This is a genomic window from Streptomyces actuosus (assembly GCF_016921115.1).
In the GTDB taxonomy this organism is placed as follows: domain Bacteria; phylum Actinomycetota; class Actinomycetes; order Streptomycetales; family Streptomycetaceae; genus Streptomyces; species Streptomyces actuosus_A.
In genome coordinates this window covers 46,294-60,229 of record NZ_JAFFZS010000015.1, presented here as the reverse complement: position 1 = coordinate 60,229, position 13,936 = coordinate 46,294, and the positions used below count along the sequence as shown (strand labels likewise).

At 70.1% G+C, this 13,936-nt stretch carries 9 protein-coding genes; all 9 read left to right on the top strand.

Going from position 1 to position 13,936, the window contains the following annotated elements; all coding sequences use genetic code 11:
- Positions 1 to 100 precede the first annotated feature (100 nt).
- The 9 genes from JS756_RS19805 to JS756_RS19765 all read left to right on the top strand — a co-directional run bounded on the left by JS756_RS19805 (position 101) and on the right by JS756_RS19765 (position 13,781).
- Positions 101 to 1,603: a CYTH and CHAD domain-containing protein gene (locus tag JS756_RS19805; protein WP_205384458.1), complete on the top strand. Its 1,503-nt coding sequence runs from the start codon at positions 101 to 103 to the stop codon at positions 1,601 to 1,603.
- A 112-nt stretch (positions 1,604 to 1,715) separates the two neighbouring features.
- On the top strand, positions 1,716 to 3,686 hold the full coding sequence (locus JS756_RS19800) for a TIGR03960 family B12-binding radical SAM protein (RefSeq protein WP_205384457.1): 1,971 nt from the start codon (positions 1,716 to 1,718) through the stop codon (positions 3,684 to 3,686).
- A 152-nt stretch (positions 3,687 to 3,838) separates the two neighbouring features.
- Positions 3,839 to 8,569 (top strand): RHS repeat-associated core domain-containing protein, encoded by a 4,731-nt coding sequence (locus JS756_RS19795; protein WP_205384456.1) that lies wholly within the window; start codon positions 3,839 to 3,841, stop codon positions 8,567 to 8,569.
- 9 nt (positions 8,570 to 8,578) lie between these two features.
- Positions 8,579 to 9,139 carry a hypothetical protein gene (locus tag JS756_RS19790; RefSeq protein ID WP_205384455.1) on the top strand — a complete coding sequence of 187 codons (561 nt, stop codon included), beginning with the start codon at positions 8,579 to 8,581 and terminating at the stop codon, positions 9,137 to 9,139.
- Positions 9,136 to 9,741: a DUF4291 domain-containing protein gene (locus JS756_RS19785; RefSeq protein WP_205384454.1), complete on the top strand. Its 606-nt coding sequence runs from the start codon at positions 9,136 to 9,138 to the stop codon at positions 9,739 to 9,741. The genes JS756_RS19790 and JS756_RS19785 overlap by 4 nt, the downstream gene beginning before the upstream one ends.
- A 264-nt stretch (positions 9,742 to 10,005) precedes the next feature.
- Positions 10,006 to 10,200: a hypothetical protein gene (locus JS756_RS19780; RefSeq protein WP_205384453.1), complete on the top strand. Its 195-nt coding sequence runs from the start codon at positions 10,006 to 10,008 to the stop codon at positions 10,198 to 10,200.
- 260 nt (positions 10,201 to 10,460) lie between these two features.
- Positions 10,461 to 10,946 (top strand): hypothetical protein, encoded by a 486-nt coding sequence (locus JS756_RS19775; RefSeq protein ID WP_205384452.1) that lies wholly within the window; start codon positions 10,461 to 10,463, stop codon positions 10,944 to 10,946.
- A 751-nt stretch (positions 10,947 to 11,697) separates the two neighbouring features.
- On the top strand, positions 11,698 to 12,843 hold the full coding sequence (locus JS756_RS19770) for a hypothetical protein (RefSeq protein ID WP_307790807.1): 1,146 nt from the start codon (positions 11,698 to 11,700) through the stop codon (positions 12,841 to 12,843).
- A gap of 134 nt (positions 12,844 to 12,977) precedes the next feature.
- The gene (locus JS756_RS19765; protein ID WP_205384451.1) at positions 12,978 to 13,781 is read left to right on the top strand and encodes a TIGR03936 family radical SAM-associated protein; all 804 of its coding nucleotides are present in this window, start codon (positions 12,978 to 12,980) and stop codon (positions 13,779 to 13,781) included.
- Positions 13,782 to 13,936 lie beyond the last annotated feature (155 nt).

The window sequence follows — 13,936 nt, the reverse complement described above, 5'->3', positions numbered from 1 at the left end:
ACCGGATTCCTCCGGCCGACGGGCGGAATCCGGCCGCCGACCGGCAAACGAGCGAACGTCGGCCCTGCCGCAGCCGCCTCACTGCCATTAGATTCAGTGCATGGCGGAGACGAAACGCGAGATCGAGCGCAAGTACGAATCCGACGACAGCGGGCTGCCCGATCTGACCGGCGTCGCCGGCGTCGCGACCGTCCTCGACAAGGGCGTCACCGAACTCGACGCCACCTACTACGACACCGCCGACGAGCGCCTCGCCGCCGCCTCGATCACCCTGCGCCGTCGCACCGGCGGCCCGGACGCCGGCTGGCACCTCAAGGTCCCCGTCGCGCCCGGCGTCCGCGACGAGATCCGCGCCCCCCTGGGCGACAGCATCCCCCGCACCCTCGCCGCCCTGGTCCGCTCCCGCGTCCGCGGCGCCGAACTGCTGCCGACAGTCCGCCTCCGCTCCGACCGCGACCTGCGCGACCTCCTCGACGCCGACGGCCGGCTGCTCGCCGAGGTGAGCCTGGACGCCGTCCGCGCCGACCGGCTCACCGGCAAGGGCGGTCACGCCCAATGGACCGAGATCGAGGTCGAACTCGCTGACGGCGGCGACCCCGCCTTCCTCGACCGCGTCGAGAAACGCCTGCGCAAGGCCGGCGTACGGCCCTCCGGATCGTCCTCGAAACTGGCTCGGGCACTCGCCGAGACGACCCCCAAGAAGAAGCGCCGACACCGGCCCGCCCCGGACCCCCTCACCGCCGGAGACCACGTCCTGGCGTACCTGCGCGCCCAGCGGGACGCCATCGTCGCCCTCGACCCGGCCGTGCGCCTGGACACCTACGACTCCGTGCACCGCATGCGCGTCGCCACCCGCCGCATGCGCAGCGCCTTCCGCTCCTACCGCCGCGTCCTCGACCGCGCCGTCACCGACCCCGTCGGCGAGGAGCTGAAGTGGCTCGCGGGCGAGCTCGGCATCGACCGCGACCAGGAGGTCCTCACCGAACGCCTCACCGCCGCCGTCGCCGAGCTGCCCCGCCACCTCACCGTCGGTCCCGTCCGCACCCGCCTGCGCACCTGGGCGCACGCCCGCAGCGGCGGCTCGCGCCGCCACCTGATCGCCGTTCTGGACGGCGCGCGCCACCTCGCCCTCCTCGACGCACTCGACGCGCTGATCGCCGACCCCCCGTTCCTCCCGGCCGCCGCCGGCCGACCCGAGAAAGTGATCGCCAAGGCGGTCCGCAAGGACTTCACCGCCCTCTCACGCCTGATCGAGCACGCGCTGGAGCTGCCCCCCGGCCACGACCGCGACCTGGCCCTGCACGAGGCCCGCAAGAAGGCCAAACGCACCCGGTACGCCGCCGAGGCCGCCACCCCCGCGCTCGGGGACGCGGCCGCCGGCCTCGTCCGCTCGGCGAAGTCCCTCCAGAGCCTCCTGGGCGACCACCAGGACAGTGTCATGACCCGCGAGGCCCTCCGCGCCATCGCCGCCCAGGCCCATGACGCGGGGGAGAGCAGCTTCACCTACGGCCTGCTGTACGGCCGCGAGGAACGCCGTGCGGAGCGCTCGGAGAACGCACTGCCCGCGACCTGGGCGTCGATCGTGCGGGAGACCGAACTCTGATGCCCCACGGGCTTCCGCGGTGCCGGCGGGAGCCCTTCCGGGCGTACGGGACAGGTCCGGGAGCGGGTTAGGCTTGAGGGTCCCCCCTGTCAGCTCACGAAGGTTCGTCGAGATGCCTGCCGAAACCGCTGCATCGGTGTTCCCGCAGCTCGAAGCTCTGCTCCCGCACGTGCAGAAGCCGATCCAGTACGTCGGTGGAGAGCTCAACTCCACGGTCAAGCCGTGGGAGTCCTGCGACGTCCGCTGGGCGCTGATGTACCCGGACGCGTACGAGGTCGGTCTGCCCAACCAGGGCGTCATGATCCTCTACGAGGTCCTCAACGAGCAGGAGGGCGTCCTCGCCGAGCGCACCTACAGCGTGTGGCCGGACCTGGAGGCGCTGATGCGGGAGCACCGCGTCCCGCAGTTCACGGTCGACAGCCACCGCCCGGTCAAGGCCTTCGACGTGTTCGGCCTCAGCTTCTCCACGGAGCTCGGCTACACCAACATGCTCGCCGCTCTCGACCTCGCCGGCATCCCCCTGGAGTCCGCCGACCGGACCGCCGACGACCCGGTCGTCGTGGCCGGCGGCCACGCGGCGTTCAACCCGGAGCCGATCGCCGACTTCATCGACGCCGCCGTGATCGGCGACGGCGAGCAGGCCGTCCTCGACATCACCAGGATCGTCCGGGAGTGGAAGGCCGAGGGCCGTCCCGGGGGCCGCGACGAACTGCTGCTGCGCCTGGCGAAGACGGGCGGGGTGTACGTTCCGCGGTTCTACGACGTCGAGTACCTGCCCGACGGTCGGATCGGCCGTGTCGTCCCGAACCGCTCGGGCGTGCCCTGGCGTGTCTCCAAGCACACCGTGATGGACCTGGACGAGTGGCCCTACCCCAAGCAGCCCCTCGTGCCGCTCGCCGAGACGGTCCACGAGCGGATGTCCGTGGAGATCTTCCGCGGCTGCACCCGCGGCTGCCGCTTCTGCCAGGCCGGAATGATCACCCGCCCGGTGCGCGAGCGCTCCATCACCGGCATCGGCGAGATGGTCGACAAGGGCCTGAAGGCGACCGGCTTCGAGGAGGTCGGCCTGCTGTCCCTGTCCTCGGCGGACCACAGCGAGATCGGGGACATCGCCCGCGGCCTCGCCGACCGCTACGAGGATGACAAGATCGGCCTGTCGCTGCCCTCCACCCGCGTCGACGCCTTCAACATCGACCTGGCCAACGAGCTCACCCGCAACGGCCGCCGCTCGGGCCTGACCTTCGCCCCGGAGGGCGGCTCCGAGCGCATCCGCAAGGTCATCAACAAGATGGTCTCGGAGGACGACCTGATCCGGACCGTCGCCACGGCCTACGGCAACGGCTGGCGTCAGGTGAAGCTGTACTTCATGTGCGGCCTGCCCACGGAGACCGACGACGACGTCCTCCAGATCGCCGACATGGCCACGCGCGTGATCCAGAAGGGCCGCGAGGTGTCGCGCGCGAACGACATCCGCTGCACGGTCTCCATCGGCGGCTTCGTCCCCAAGCCCCACACACCCTTCCAGTGGGCGCCGCAGCTGTCCGCCGAGGAGACCGACGCCCGCCTGGAGAAGCTCCGCGGCAAGATCCGCGGCGACAAGAAGTACGGCCGCTCCATCGGCTTCCGCTACCACGACGGCAAGCCGGGCATCGTCGAGGGTCTGCTCTCCCGCGGTGACCGCCGCGTCGGCGCCGTCATCCGCGCCGTCTACGACGACGGAGGCCGCTTCGACGGCTGGCGCGAGCACTTCTCCTACGACCGCTGGATGGAGTGCGCCGACAAGGCCCTGGCGGACTTCGGCGTGGACGTCGACTGGTACACCACCCGCGAGCGCACCTACGAGGAGGTCCTTCCCTGGGACCACCTCGACTCCGGCCTGGACAAGGACTGGCTCTGGGAGGACTGGCAGGACGCCCTGGACGAGACGGAGGTCGAGGACTGCCGCTGGACCCCGTGCTTCGACTGCGGCGTGTGCCCTGCCATGGACACGCAGATCCAGGTGGGCCCGACCGGTAAGAAGCTGCTGCCGCTGACGGTCAAGAACACCGGCCGGGCGCCCACTGCGAGTGGCCACACGCACTGATGCGGGCGAGTGAGGTACCGTCGGCCGTTCGGGCAGGTCACTCCCGTCGACATGCGCAACCGGGGCTCCATCAGGAACGTCTCCGTCAGTAGGCCACTGAAGCGCACTCGGCGGCCTCGCTCTGGGGGCGCGGGACACGGGGGACGACAGGGATGGGTTACACGATTCCGGGCTGGCTGGACCAGGTTCTGGACTACATCGGCATCGATTTCCCGAACGTCGACGAGGACGACTACCGTCACGTGGCGACTGCCATGCGGGAGTTCGCCGACAAGTTCGAGGGACACGGCGGGGACGCGCACAAGGCGGTGGGGCAGATCCTCGCCTCGTCCAAGGGTTGGGCCGTGCACTCGATGCAGGCACACTGGAACCAGGTCAAGGCCGGCCACCTGGACAAGATCCCGGAGCTGGCCCGCCTGTTCGCCGACGCCTGTGACGTGGTCGCGGACATCATCTTCGGGATGAAGACGAAGGCCGAGGCCGAACTCGCCGTCATGGCAGGCACGGTGGGCCTCTCGATCGGCGCGGCCTTCATCACCGGAGGCCTCTCCGCAGTCCTGGGTGCGGCCGAGATCACGGCCATGCGCCAGCTGGTGAGACGCATCATCGACGAGGCGGCCGACCAGATCGTGAACGAGCTGATCGCCAAGGTCACCGAGCCGGTCAACGCCAAGCTGGAGGCAATGGTCGAGGAAGCGGTCCTGAACCTGGCGAACGACGCCTTCTTCCTGCCTCCCGACCCGACCGGCGCCGGCGCGGGCGGAAACGCGGGCAGTGGCGGTGGCCACGGGACCGGTGGTGGCGGTGCCGGTCATGGCCACGGGCACGGCGGCATGCAACTCGCCTCAGCTGGCGGCGGCTTCGGGCTCGACTCGGCGGGCGGCGGTGGGGGCGCGGACCTGTTCATCGACCACGAGGAGTTCGAGAGCGGCGCCGGCAAGGTTTCCTTCCACGGCAGCGAACTGCATCTGAACAGTGCGGCCCCGCTCGGCCGGGCCAAGAGCTTCTTCGGCCGCACCAAGGGTAAGGATCCCTTCACCCGGGCCTTCGACTCGGTCCTGGAAGGTGCACTGCACGGCTCCGAGAAGGCCCTCGGCAAGATCGCCAAGCACGTGACGGAGACGGTGCCGGATCGGGTGAGGGCCGCTTCCCGGCTGCACAAGCACAACGACCTCGACATCCGCAGCAAGGTCGATGGTATCGCCCTGGGCAGGCACGGCCACGGCAAGGACGGCGGCGACCATCTCTCCGGCTCAGGCTCCCACCTCAAGATCGACACCCACGACAGGCCCGATCCGGACCGGCTGCAGCGCGCCAAGGAAGCCCGTGCCCTGGCGAACAAGGAGACCTGCGGCGACCCGATCGACATGGCCTCCGGCCAGATGGTTCTGGCCCAGACCGACGTCGACCTGCCTGGCATCCTCCCACTGGCCCTCTGCCGTACGCACCTCACCGGCTACACGCACGGCGCCTGCTTCGGCCCGTCCTGGGCCTCCACCCTGGACGAGCGCCTGGAACGCGACCCGGGTTCGGACGGCGTGTGGTGGCGCCGGGAGGACGGCTCCAGCCTCTACTACCCACGCACCCCGGACATCGTCGGCGACCGCGTCGACCCGATCGCGGGCGAGCGCCTGTCGCTGACGTATGTGTCCCTGGGCGCCCGGTACGTGCTGGTGATGCAGGACCCCTGCACGGGCCTGACCCGGCATTTCGAACCCGCCGAGGCCACCGATGGCATCTGGTGGCTGGCCAGGGTCGAGGACCGGAACCACAATCACATCACCCTCGAACGCGACGCGAACGACCTCCTGCTGGAGGTCACCCACTCCGGCGGCTACCGGCTGACACCGACCTGCGCCGAGGGCACCGGCCGGGTGACCGCCGTGCACGCCCTGACCGAGGACGGCCCGGTACGGCTGCGCGGCTATCGCTACGACGAGAGCGGTGACCTGGCCGAGGTGACCAACGCCGTCGACGCGACCACCTGCTTCACCTACGACGACGAGCACCGCATCACCGGCTGGCGCGACAGCAACGACACCGTCTTCGCCTATACGTACGACGACCGGGGCCGGGTCACCGCCACCCAGGGCAGTGGCGGTTACCTCACCTCCCGTATCGCATACGGCGATCCGGACGCCGACGGGACCACCACTGCCACTTACACCGACTCCCTCGGTCATGCCACCGTCTACCGCGCCAACCCACGCGGCCAGATCGTCGCGACCACCGATCCGCTCGGGAACACGACCACTCAGACCTGGGACGACCGGGACCGCCTCCTCACGCGTACCGACCCCCTGGGCCACACCGTGGTCCACCGCTACGACGACGAGGGCCGGCTCGTCGCGGTGGTACGCCCCGACGGCACCGAGACCACCGCGGAGTACGGCGGGTCCCCGCAGCCCGTCAGCGTCCGCACCCCCGACGGCAACGTCACCTGGTACACGTACGACGAGCGCGGCAACCGTATGTCCATCACCACCCCCGCCGGCCACACCACCCGCTTCGCCTACGACGAGGCGGGGCGCTCGGCCTCGGTCACCGACCCGCTCGGCAACGTCACCACCATCCTCTGCAACCCGGCGGGGCTGCCCCAGGAGATCACCGATCCGCTCGGGGCGGTCACTTGCCAGACCCATGACGCCCTTGGCCGCCCCGTCACCCGTACGGACCCCACGGGCGCGACGACCCGGCTGGAATGGACGCCCGAGAACCGACTGGCCCGGCGCACTCTGCCGGACGGCAGCCGCGAGTCCTGGACCTATGACGGCGAAGGCAACTGCACCACCCACATCGATCCACTCGGTGGCGAGACCCGTTTCGAGTACACCCACTTCGATCTGCTCACTGCCCGCACGACCCCCGACGGGGTGCGCCACGAGTTCGGCCACGACACTGAGCTGCGCCTCACCCGGGTCACCAACCCTCAGGGACTGGTCTGGAGGTACACCCGTGACCCGGCGGGCCGTCTGGCCATGGAGACCGATTTCGACGACCGCGCGCTCAGCTATCGGCACGACGCCGCAGGCCGCCTGGTCGCCCGGACGAACGCTTTGGGCGAGACCACGGTCTTCGAGCGCAACACGCTGGGCCAGATCGTCCGCAAGGACGCCGGCGGCCGGGTCACCACCTACGCCTACGATGTGAGCGGCCGCCTCGCCGAGGCGACTGGCCCCGACGGCACGCATCTGTCCATCACCCGCGACCGGTACGGCCTCGTCCGCTCGGAGACCGTCGGCGGACGTGAACTCACCTATCGCTACGATGCGTTGGGCCGCCGTAACGGGCGGACGACTCCCAGCGGCGCGACCAGCACGTGGGCGTACGACGCGACAGGCCGGCGTATCCGCCTCGTCGCCTCCGGCCGCTCCGTCGACATCTCCTACGATGCTGCGGGGCGCGAGCTCACCCGGCATGTCGGCGACTTCCTCACGCTGCACAACACGTACGACACGCTGGGCCGACTCGCCACCCAGTCGGCCGTCGGCCGGAACGACCGCACTCTTCAGCGTCGCGCCTACGCCTATCGCGGAGACGGTTGTCTCGTCGTCCTCGACGACCGCCTGAACGGCCCACGCCGCTTCGACCTCGACCCGGTCGGCCGCGTCACCGCCGTCCACGCCGAGAACTGGACCGAGACCTACGCCTACGACGCCGCCGGCAACCAGAGGGCGGCCTCCTGGCCCGCCTCCTACCCTGGCCAGGAGGCCACCGGCGAGCGCGTGTACACCGGCACCCGCATCACCCGCGCCGGGAACGTTCGCTACGGATACGACGCCCTCGGCCGGATCACCCTGCGCCAGAAGAACCGGCTGTCGCGCAAGCCGGAGACCTGGCGCTACGTGTGGGACACGGAGGACCGGCTCGTCCAGGTGACCACCCCGGACGGCACCTGCTGGCGCTACACCTATGACCCGCTTGGCCGGCGCACCGCGAAGTTCCGCCTTGCCGCCGACGGCGACACCATCGTCGAACGCGTCGACTTCACCTGGGACGGCACGACGCTGTGCGAGCAGACGACAAGGGCCCCCGCCCTGCCGCACCCGGTCACTCTCACCTGGGACCACCAGGGGCTGAGGCCGATCGCCCAGACCGAGCGCATCACCGTGGCCGACGCCCCGCAGCAGGAGATCGACTCGCGCTTCTTCGCGATCGTCACCGACCTCGTCGGCTCGCCGCGCGAGCTGGTCGACGAGAAGGGGGACATTGCCTGGCGCACCCGTACCACCCTGTGGGGCACCACCACCTGGAACAAGGACGCCACCGCCTATACGCCGCTGCGCTTTCCCGGCCAGTACAGCGACCCCGAGACAGGCCTGCACTACAACTACTTCCGCCACTATGACCCGGAGACAGCCCGCTACCTCTCCGCCGATCCCTTGGGTCTCGCGCCCGCGCCCAACCCCACGGCGTACGTGCACAACCCGCTCACGTGGATGGATCCGCTGGGACTCACACCCTGCGACGAGGACGCGATCACGGTCTACCGCAAACAGACCGACCACCCGCTGAGCCAGCGCATTCACATCGGTGAGAACGGGGAGGTGACCATTACGGGGAACGGCAAGCTCTATGTGAACATGAGCGACGACATCAGGCATACCGTCGAATATCGAGGGGACGGTGGACAGATCGTTTCCTTCGAAGTCTCCAGAGACTACCGAGACTCGATCCGGGAATCGGCTCTGCCGCAGAACAAGGATGACCATCCGGACGGCGATGCCTTTACCAGGCAGGAATGGAAGGAACTGCTCAAGGAATACCCAGAGATCTCCGATCCGACCAAGGGTCCGGATCTTTACGGCATTCCGCGCAAGCTCTTCCCCGGCTTGCGTCAAGCGATCGCCGAGAACTCCGGACGCATCGTGCAGGAAGGATAGGATCGAACCATGATCCACAGCGAGGAGAGCGTCGCAGCCGAACTGGACCGTGTCCGGCAGCGCCCTGCAGTCGAGTCGGCTCCGCCGGTTCTGGCGGTGTTCACCGTCGATGTTGCCGGGGGTCTCTCCGAGGCCTATGTGCAGCGGGTGCGGCACGTCCTTTCGGCGGCACTCCACCTGGCCTGCACAGCGGAGTTCGACGACGAAGATCTGCCGGTGGACGAGTTCCCGGATTGGTTCACGACGCTCTGCGCCCGGAGCGGTGAGGCGCCGCAGCATTTCGCCCGGCATGGCTGCACTGCGTACATGGATCGGAGTGGTGGAAACCCTTGGTCGCTGCAGAACTGGATCTACCGTTTCGAGCCGGACGAGGATTCGCGCGGCTGGGAGTTCTGGGACGCCGTTCCGGTGGGCCCGGCGCAGGTCCGCGTCTGGGTGGACAGTTGGGGGGAATCGTTCTTCGGATCTCTTGAGCTGCTGTGGCTGCTCTACACGGCCGGCGCCGCACGTGTCGAGGGGCCGGAGGTCCACAAGGCGGTCACCTGGGCGTCGGAGGTGGGCGGTCGGTGAGGGAGGCAGACCACGGTCGCCTCGTGCGAGCGGCGTACTCCGACTCCACGATCACCGTGTACCAGGCGTTTCCACAGGAGATCGCCGAACCGGCACTGCGCGCGGGGACGTTCGTGGCGCCGTTCAAGCGTGAACGCATGACGTGGATCAAACCATCCTTCCTGTGGATGATGTATCGCTCCGGCTGGGCCCGGAAGCCGAACCAGGAACGCGTTCTCCGCATCGAGATCGACCGGGTGGGGTTCGAGTGGGCGCTGACGCATTCGGCCCTCAGCCATTTCCAGCCCGGTGTGCACACGGACCGCGACCAGTGGCGCGCAGAGGTTGCCGCGTGCCCGGTACGAGTGCAGTGGGACCCGGACCGGTCGGTCCTTCTGGAACCGCAGCCGTGGCGCGCCATTCAGGTCGGCCTGTCCGGCGAAGCCGTGAGTCGTTACGTGGACCACTGGATCGTGGACATCGCGGACGTCACCGAACTGGTGCGGACGACGCACTCTCTCGTACTCGATGGCAGGATCGAGGAGGCTGAGCGTGAGGCGCCGGCCGAACGCCCGTATCTGCTGCCGGAGCCGCTTCGCCGACGACTGGGAGCGGACGGCTGACCGGCCCGGTGCATGCCTGGATCCAGCTGCGCCAGGGCGTTGGGACACAGCGAGGAGTGCACTGCGGTGCGACAGTCGGCGTCTCCGCAGGCGAATAGGGTTGCTGACCGCAGGAGGTATGAGTGGAACGGATCACTGAGGACCAGGTCGCTCGGCTCGTCGGCTTCGTGTCGGCACGCATCCCCGAAACGGCTCCGCTTCAAGGCGAAGCCCGCCGCACGGCCGCAGCTCTGCGTCTGGCCGCAAGACAGACAGATCGCGGCGGTGATCTTCCACCGAAACTCTCCGGTCGAGCATGCAGGGGAGACGGACCTGCATGCAGCCGCCTCGTGGAACCTGCTGGTCGCCTTGGCCGGAATCTGGCACGACCACCCGGAGTTCCCCGCCGACGCCGCCTTGGAGACCTTCGATTTTGACTGCGAGTCGCCCCTCTCGACGACCAAGCACTGCCACTCGTGAGCGATCTCAGGCCACAGCGGTGGGCCGGGGCTCGTAGAAAGTTCCGTCGTGGAGCATCGCGCAAAGGACATCGGCCCGGCGTCTGGCAAGGCAGAGCAGGGCTCGGGTTCGGCGAACACTCGCGGAGCTTGGGCTCGGTGTCGGGCAGCCGCTTGTCGAATGCCTTCTTCCCGCCCGGGGTGACGGCGGTGGAGTGGTGTTCGCCCCTGCCGACGTCCAGGCAATGCCGAGACTGCTGTGAGCCTGCCGGGAGAGGATCGATGACGGCAACGACAGGTCTGCCTCCCTGTGTGCGGGGACGGTTCGACGAACTTCAGTCCTTCGCCGCACTGCTCGCCCGCACGGGCGAGGACTGGCGCGTCACGGTGATGGAATCGATCCGGGGTCATCCGGTGTTGCGTCACGTCGACCGCCGGGAGTTGCAGGACAGCCTCTTGGAGGTCTCGCCCAGCCAGGCCGTGGAACTGGTCGGACTGATCTCGGTCGGATCGCTCGTGCACGGCCCCAGCGAGTCCCTTCGTGTGCCGAACGCGGAACGTGACGCCTGCCTGCGGGAGGTTCTGAGAGCTGTCGGAAACGGTGCACGATTCTTCACGAATCACGGGCACGCGGAGGACGGCGAGGAGGGTGACTTTCTGGCCTCGTCCTTTCACGCCGATGTCCTTGCCGGACTTACCATCGACGTCTGCCTTCTTGGTGTGTCGGACGAGAACGTCCTGGTGCTCTGGCGTTTCGAGGAGGACTAGTCCTCCGAGACCACCCGACCGACACCCGGCTTCGTGTAGCAGGTGGCTTCGGGTGTCCTCGGGCAATGAGGCCCACTGACGGCAGTCCGCCCGGCGAAGGTCCGCGTCCTGACGGTCGGTGAGCGCGGCGACCAGGCCCGGAGCCGTGTGACGGCAGAAGGCCGCGCTTCGGTGGACTTGCGGGTCCGGATCGGCGAGCAGGAGTTCCTGGGACGGCAGGGGCAGCGGCCGCACGGTGGTGCCGAACCCGTCGGGTCCGATGGCCGGATCGCGGCGGACGCGTGGATCGGGATCGTGCACGAGGGCGAGCTGGGCCGCCGACACCGCGGCGTTCGCGGTCGACACCCCTCGCAGTCTGTGGTCGGGGTGCGTGACGATGGCGTCGACCACCTCGTCCGGCAGAGCACGCCAGGAGAGCGTGTCCCAGGCCGCGACGGCCTCCTTGTGCAGAAGCCCGGTCAGTACCTCGGCCGGCGCCGCGGGATGTCGTGCCGACGCGGAAACGGTCTCGCTGCGCTTGTGCTCTCCGGCCATGACGCCCCCCTGATCGCCCGTGTGTGTCGCGGGCTTCCGGATCGTCCGTGGCTCGCGAGTTCGAGGTCAACGTCGACGGCCGGCTGGGTGGCGTTCGGTCGAGGCGCGCGGGCGAGCCGCATCGGTCGCCTGGCCGGGCGGGCAACACCTCGGTGAAGAGGTGTTCCGTCGCAACGACGGCGCCTCGCGGTGCGTCTGGGTCGGTATGGAGGACCGTGTGGACGACCGATGTGCGACGGGCGGGGAGCGTGTCGCTCCGCCCGCCGTGCCGGGGCCCGAGGGACGTCTCGTCACCGCGATCCGGATTCCGGTGCGGATCGTCGTGCTCGTGCTCGTGGTGCCGGTGCGGATGCTGTGGGACCTGCTGGTCGTGTCCGGACGGGTGCTGCGGGACACCGTGGTGCGGCCGGCCGGGCGCGCGCTGCTGTGGCTGGGGCGTGCCCTGCTCGTGTGGCCCGCGGTCGGCGTGTGGCGGTACGTCGTCGTGCCGCTCGGGACGCTGCTGGGTCTGCTCGGCCGGGTGCTCCTCGTCGGGCCGGCGGTGTGGCTCTACCGGCGGGTGCTCACGCCGCTCGGGCACGCCGTCGTCCGGGTGTGCCGGGGGTTCGGTGCCGGGGCCGTGTGGGTGTACGCGCACGTGCTGACGCCGCTCGGCCACGTCCTGGGGTGGCTGCTGAAGGCGGCCGGGCTCGTGCCGGCCGTCCTCGTGGCCGGGGGGTACGCGGTCGCCTCCCGGATCGTGCGGTACCTCGTCGTCGTGCCCGGAGTGTGGCTGTACACCTGGGTGCTCCGGCCTGTGGGGCGGGCCCTGGCCTGGTGTGCGCGCGGTGCGGCCCAGGTGATCGTGCTGGCCGTCACGGGGGTCGGGGCCGCCCTGTACCGGACGGTCCGGGTACTGGTCGTGCTGCCCGTGCTCGCCACGTGGCGGTGGGTGCTCGTGCCCGTCGCTCGGGTGCTCGCGATCGTCGCGCGTGAGGCCGGTGAGGCGCTCGGGCACGCCTGGCGGGTGGCCGGGCGGATCTCGCGAGCCGTCGGCCGCTTCCTCGGCACCGCCTTCCGGTGGCTCTTCGTGGAACCGCTGCGGTGGGTGTACCGGACGATGCTGACGCCGGTGGGGCACGTCCTGCGGGACGCGGTGCTGCGGCCCGCCGCCCAGGCCGCGCGCAGCGCGGGCCGGGCCGTCCGGCAGGCTCTCGCCGGCGCCCGCGAGACCGCCCGCCAGGTGCGCGCCGATGTGCGCCGGGCCCTGTTCGGGGCGCCCTGGGAGAAGGAGGCGGTGGGCGGGCGGGAACTCACCGACGGCGAAACGCGTACTCTGGAGCAGAGGGTCCGGCGCGAAACGTTCCCGCCGACGCGGGGGTGATCCGGACCACGACCCCGGGCAGGAGCCGGCCCGGAGGCGCTCTCCGCCGACGCGGGGCAGCGCCACGGATCGCGACACGAGGAGAAGTTCCACTGGGCAAGCGACAGCCCGTAGGCCCGCCGCCCGCACCTGCGGTGCAGCGCATCCGACTGCGCTACACCAAGCGAGGCCGCCTCCGGTTCACCAGTCACCGTGACTTCCAGCGTGCCTTCGAGCGCGCGCTGCGCCGCGCCGAGGTGCCCATGGCGTACTCGGCGGGGTTCACGCCGCACCCGAAGGTGTCGTACGCCAATGCCGCACCCACCGGCACGGGCAGCGAGGCGGAGTACCTGGAGATCGCACTCACCGCATCCCGCGACCCCGAACGGCTCAGGAGCCTTCTGGACGAGTCGCTGCCCACCGGGCTCGACGTCGTCGAGGCGGTCGAGGCCCGCACCTCCGGGCTCGCCGACCGGCTCACGGCCTCCGTCTGGGAGCTGCGGCTGGACGGGGTGGACCCGGCGGACGCCGAGCGTGCGGTGCGGGCGTTCGAGGCGGCCGAGGCCGTCGAGGTCCAGCGCAGGACCAAGAACGGCCTGCGGACCTTCGACGCCCGACCGGCCGTGGTCAGCCTGAATGCGCGCGCCGGCGCCACCGAAGCCGCCGACGCCCCGCTCCATGCTGGGCCGAGTGACCAGCCCTGTGCGATACTGCGGCTGGTTGTTCGGCACGTGACGCCTGCCGTACGACCCGACGACGTCCTGTCCGGTCTCCGCGCCGTGGCCGACCTGGCGCCGCCGGTCCCCGCAGCGGTGACCAGGCTGGCGCAGGGGCTGCTCGATGAAGAGACCGGCACGGTGACCGACCCGCTCGCGCCCGACCGCGAGGCAGCCGAGGCCCTTGAGACGGCCGTCCCGGCCGCCGCCGCGACGGCGCCGATGCCGGAAGGTTCCGCGTAGGGACGGACGTCGTAGCGCCGCCCTCGTACTCGGGAGCCACCTGGGTCGGGCAGCGCACCGACCAGAAGACTTTCGCCAGGCCGTACGCGACAAGGCATACGGAACCGGCGAGACAGGACACAGAGAGCTCCCGTGCGGCGCCCGCGCCCCGGACG

Excerpts from the sequence above, each read along its gene's own strand:
- JS756_RS19805 (WP_205384458.1), top strand. The coding sequence starts at position 101 with ATGGCGGAGACGAAACGCGAGATCGAGCGCAAGTACGAATCCGACGAC.
- JS756_RS19800 (WP_205384457.1), top strand. The coding sequence starts at position 1,716 with ATGCCTGCCGAAACCGCTGCATCGGTGTTCCCGCAGCTCGAAGCTCTG.
- JS756_RS19795 (WP_205384456.1), top strand. The coding sequence starts at position 3,839 with ATGGGTTACACGATTCCGGGCTGGCTGGACCAGGTTCTGGACTACATC.
- JS756_RS19790 (WP_205384455.1), top strand. The coding sequence starts at position 8,579 with ATGATCCACAGCGAGGAGAGCGTCGCAGCCGAACTGGACCGTGTCCGG.
- JS756_RS19775 (WP_205384452.1), top strand. The coding sequence starts at position 10,461 with ATGACGGCAACGACAGGTCTGCCTCCCTGTGTGCGGGGACGGTTCGAC.